Origin of the sequence: Mesorhizobium sp. M7A.F.Ca.ET.027.03.2.1 (assembly GCF_003999175.1) — a bacterium.
Lineage (GTDB): Bacteria > Pseudomonadota > Alphaproteobacteria > Rhizobiales > Rhizobiaceae > Mesorhizobium.
Genome location: NZ_RZOM01000513.1, coordinates 1 through 4,210 on the forward strand (window position 1 = coordinate 1; position 4,210 = coordinate 4,210).

Below are 4,210 nucleotides of genomic sequence, written 5' to 3' on the forward strand. Positions count from 1 at the left end.
GCGGCAAAGCTGCCTGTACGGGCCGCAGTCTCGAAAGCTTGAAGTCCTTTGAGAGAGGGAGGTACGGCCATAATCACCGAATAGATAAGTTCAGCTTATCTAGATTGCAGAAATCGTCGTTTTTGGAAAGGTTGTTCATTGGCTACAATGGGTTCATCAAGCTCCAGTCTGGATCGAAGCACGTGGATCATCGTGACGTAATTTCATCGTTGACGCAGGAGGAGCGCAACCGGCTGACCGCCAAGTCTGATGTTGCGGGCCTCGTTCAGCTTGCTGCTCATTGGGGCGCGATCGTGGTCGTCGGATCGCTGATCGCTGCCAAGGTGCCGTTCTGGCCACTGCTGATGCTTCCGCAAGGTATCCTCATCGTCTTCCTGTTCACGCTGCTGCACGAGACGGTTCATCGCACGGCTTTTGAGGCACAGCGGCTGAACGATGTCGTGGCGCGGGTGTGCAGTCTGGCGATCGCACTGCCGGCGGACTGGTTCCGCTACTTCCACTTTGCCCACCATCGATACACGCAAGACCCGGAGAACGACCCTGAACTGGCCTTCCCGAAACCGGAGACATGGCGGCAATACCTCGTCCACATATCCGGCATCCCCTTATGGTGGGGCCACCTCAAGACGCTCTATGCCAACGCGGCAGACCGTGGTCGCGAAAGCTACGTTCCGCCGAAGGGCTATGACAAGGTGCGCATCGAGGCCCGCGCCATGATTGCCTTTTACGCCGTGGTCCTTCTGCTGGCCGTTTATTTCCGGCTCTCGGTGCTTGTCTATGTCTGGATCTTGCCCGCTCTGTTGGGGCAGCCGTTTCTGCGCCTCTATCTGCTGGCCGAGCATGGTCGCTGTCCGTTCGTCGCCAACATGCTGGAGAACACCAGGACCACGTTGACCAACTGGCTGGTCCGCAAGCTGGCGTGGAACATGCCGTTCCATGCCGAGCATCATGCCTATCCCGGCGTGCCGTTTCATCAACTGCCGCGGTTTCATGCGCTGATCGAGCGGCATCTCAAGGTGGTCGAGCCCGGCTATGTCAGCTTCCACGAAAAGTACATCGACACGCTGCGTTGACGATGGCCGGCCTCAGCCGGTCTGGCTGTGCAGCGCTCGGGATTTCAATAGACGCTGGATCTCGGCGGCCGTTGACGGCACGCCGATCAGATAGCCCTGCGCCTCTGTACAGCCATTGCCGCGCAGGATGTCGAGTTGCACCTCGGTCTCGACCCCCTCGGCGGTGACAGTGATGCCAAGCTCGGCGCCCAGCCCGATGACGGTGCGAACGATCGCCGCGGCGTCACGATTGCCCAGGTCGTGGATGAACGAACGATCGATCTTGATCTTGTCGACAGGAAAACGCCTGAGATAGCCGAGCGAGGAATAGCCGATGCCGAAATCGTCCAGCGCGATGCGGATGCCGAGTTCGCGCAACTGCCGCAGCGTCCTCAGCACCGCCTCGCTTTCGTCCATCAGCACGGTTTCGGTGATTTCAAGCTCCAACCGATCGGCTGGCACGCCGGAGAAGGCCAGCGCCGAGATGACGCTGCGGGCGAAGCTGCCGCTTTTAAGTTGCACGGCCGAGACATTGACCGCGACGCGCAGGCCGGCGGGCCAGTGTGCCGCCGCCGTGCAGGCTTTCCTCAGCGCCCATTCGCCAAGCGGCACGATCAATCCGGTGTCTTCGGCGACCGGAATGAAGCTGTCCGGCGCCACCGTGCCGCGTGTCGGCGAATGCCAGCGCATCAAGGCTTCGGCGCCGACGATCTCCCCGGATGCGATGTTCATGATGGGCTGGAAGTCGAGGTCGAACTCCTGGCGCGGCAGCGCGGTCTCAAGGTCGACCTCCAGCGCACGCCGTGCCTGTACCATAGCGTCCATTCCGGGTTCGAAGAACCGATACTGATTGCGCCCTTCGCTCTTCGCCCGGTAAAGCGCCGTATCGGCGTTCCTCAGCAGCGTGTCGGCATCTCCACCGTCGTCGGGGAAAACCGCGATGCCCAGGCTGATGCCGACATGCATCTCGCGGCTCTTGTCGCGGAACGGTTTTCCGATTGTCTCGACGATGCGCTTCGCGAGTTTTTCTGCATTGGCAATGCCCTTGAAGTTGAACTGGATGATGACGAATTCGTCGCCGCCGAAACGGGCGACGACGTCGGTTTCGTTGTGCAGGCAGCGCTGCAGCCTCTCGGCCACACTCTTCAACAGCCAGTCGCCGGCCGGATGTCCCCAGGTGTCGTTGACCGCCTTGAAGCGATCGAGATCGAGCGAAAAGATTGCCAGCGGCGTGACCGCCGTGGCTTCCAGCGCCAGGTCGAGCCGTTCGCGAAACATCGAGCGGTTGGGCAATCCCGTCAGCGTATCGTGATGCGCAAGATGGGTCATGCGCTCTTCGGTGCGGCGACGTTCTGTGACGTCGTCGAAGGTCACTACCCAGCCGCCGCCGTTCATCGGCCGGCGTGTGACCAGAACCGTCCTGCCGTCGGTAAGATGCCGGTAGGCCGAATGCATTTTTGCCGCCGTCAGGCAGGCCTCGGTCTTGGCGACTTCGCTGTCGACGTCGATCTCCGTATAGATGCCGAGTTCCAGCAATCGTTCGAGCGCCTCGCGGTGCGTCGTTCCAAGCGGGAAGTCTGCCGCGGTGACATTGTAGAGTTCAAGAAAACGCCGGTTGCGCACGATCATCTTGCCGTCGGCGCCGTACATCAGCAGGCCTTGCGACATGTTGGCAAGCGCTGCGTCGAAGCGGCGGTGCTGCTCCTTCAGATCCTCTTGCGCGCGGCGCTGCTCGGTGATGTCCTCGTAGATCGAGACCCAGCCGCCCAGAGCCAGAGGGCGGTGCGAGATGCTGACGATGCGGCCGTCCGACAGTGTTTCTTCGTAGGTCGAGGGCTTTGCCTGATCGATATAGGGCTTGCGGATGGCGTAGAGTTCGTCGGCGGTTTGCGAGGCGATGCCGATATCGACGCTGTGGCGCAGAATGTCGAGGAACCGGATGCCGGGCCTTATGACGCTGGCTTCGAGGCAAAAGATGTTCAGGTAGTTGCCGTTGCAGATGATCATCCGCTCGTCGGCGTCGAACATGCACAGGCCGTGCGACATGTTCTCGACCGCAGCCGAAAAGCGTTGGTTCTGCTCGCGCAGTTCGTCTTCCATGTGGCGGGAGCGGTCCATGCCTTCGGCCTCCCGTTTCGGGATGGTCGAACCATCCTTGGCATCAGCGACGGGCATGAGCGCGCCTGCGGACCGTGATCGAACGCGCTATTGTGGCCGCCGCCGGTTAATTTAGCGTTTTAATGCCTGTCGCCCAAAAGTGACCTCGGTTTTGGGGGAACGACATGCATAAAAACAAAGACCTAAAGCGCGTCGCATGAATCCGTTTCAGCGCGACGCGCTTTAGACGATTGCGGTCGCCGAAACCTGATGCCGCGACATCTCGATCGCCGAAAACCGTTTCAGAAACGCGTTCTGCGCCCAGGTCACCGAGCGTGGCGTGAAATCGAAGCGGTCGGCATTGAAGCCGCGCGGACGGCCGAAGAACTCGGTCGCCTCGGCGGTCGAAAAGCCGGCGAGCAGCGTTGCCTCGAAATAGGCGGCGATCTGGTCGGCGCGCTTGATCTCCTTGCGCAGCGCAGCACTTGGCTCCTGCGGCAGCGAGAAGCGCAGATGGATGGCGCGCTGCAGCCGCAACTCACAATCCTTGTAGCTGCCGCCCATCACCGATTTGAACGGTGAGATCATGTCGCCGATGACATATTCGGGGGCGTCGTGCAGAAGAGCCGCCAGCCGGGCGTCGGCCGAAGCCTCGGGTACCAGGTCGCGGAACAGCGCTTCGACCAGCAGCGAGTGCTGGGCAACCGAAAAAGCATGCTCGCCACTGGTCTGGCCGTTCCAGCGGGCAACGCGGGCGAGCCCGTGCGCAATGTCTGAAATTTCGATGTCGAGCGGCGAGGGGTCGAGCAGGTCGAGCCGGCGGCCCGACAGCATGCGCTGCCAGGCGCGTGCCGGCGCGCCGACGCGGTCGGCCGCCATCAGGCCTCCTCCGCGCTGACGGCTTCCTGCGGGAAGGCGAATTTTGCCCAGCGGGGAATGGCTAGTGTAACCGGAATGTTCGCCGCCATGATCGGCAGGTCGGCGTCGAGCGCCGCCTTGATCCGGGCGATGCGCGCAATCGCCAGACCGATCGTGCCGGCGGTCGAGCCGAGGGTGCCCAC

Annotated in this window: 3 protein-coding genes and 1 pseudogene; 1 reads left to right on the top strand and 3 read right to left on the bottom strand. The window is 61.8% G+C overall.

The window, feature by feature from the left end; genetic code table 11:
• Positions 1-182: 182 nt before the first annotated feature.
• Positions 183-1,073 (top strand): fatty acid desaturase family protein, encoded by an 891-nt coding sequence (locus EN750_RS21040; protein WP_127397531.1) that lies wholly within the window; start codon positions 183-185, stop codon positions 1,071-1,073.
• A 12-nt stretch (positions 1,074-1,085) separates the two neighbouring features.
• On the opposite strand, the gene EN750_RS21045 is transcribed toward EN750_RS21040, so the two are convergent.
• The 3 genes and pseudogenes from EN750_RS21045 to EN750_RS21060 all read right to left on the bottom strand — a co-directional run.
• Positions 1,086-3,227, bottom strand: coding sequence for an EAL domain-containing protein (locus EN750_RS21045; protein ID WP_127397529.1), 2,142 nt, complete (start codon positions 3,225-3,227; stop codon positions 1,086-1,088).
• 165 nt (positions 3,228-3,392) lie between these two features.
• Complete coding sequence (locus EN750_RS21055; RefSeq protein WP_127397530.1) at positions 3,393-4,028, bottom strand: HD family hydrolase; 636 nt, start codon at positions 4,026-4,028, stop codon at positions 3,393-3,395.
• Positions 4,028-4,210 (bottom strand): annotated as a pseudogene (locus EN750_RS21060) (folate-binding protein); the annotation flags it as partial. The pseudogene EN750_RS21060 and the gene EN750_RS21055, both read right to left, overlap by 1 nt.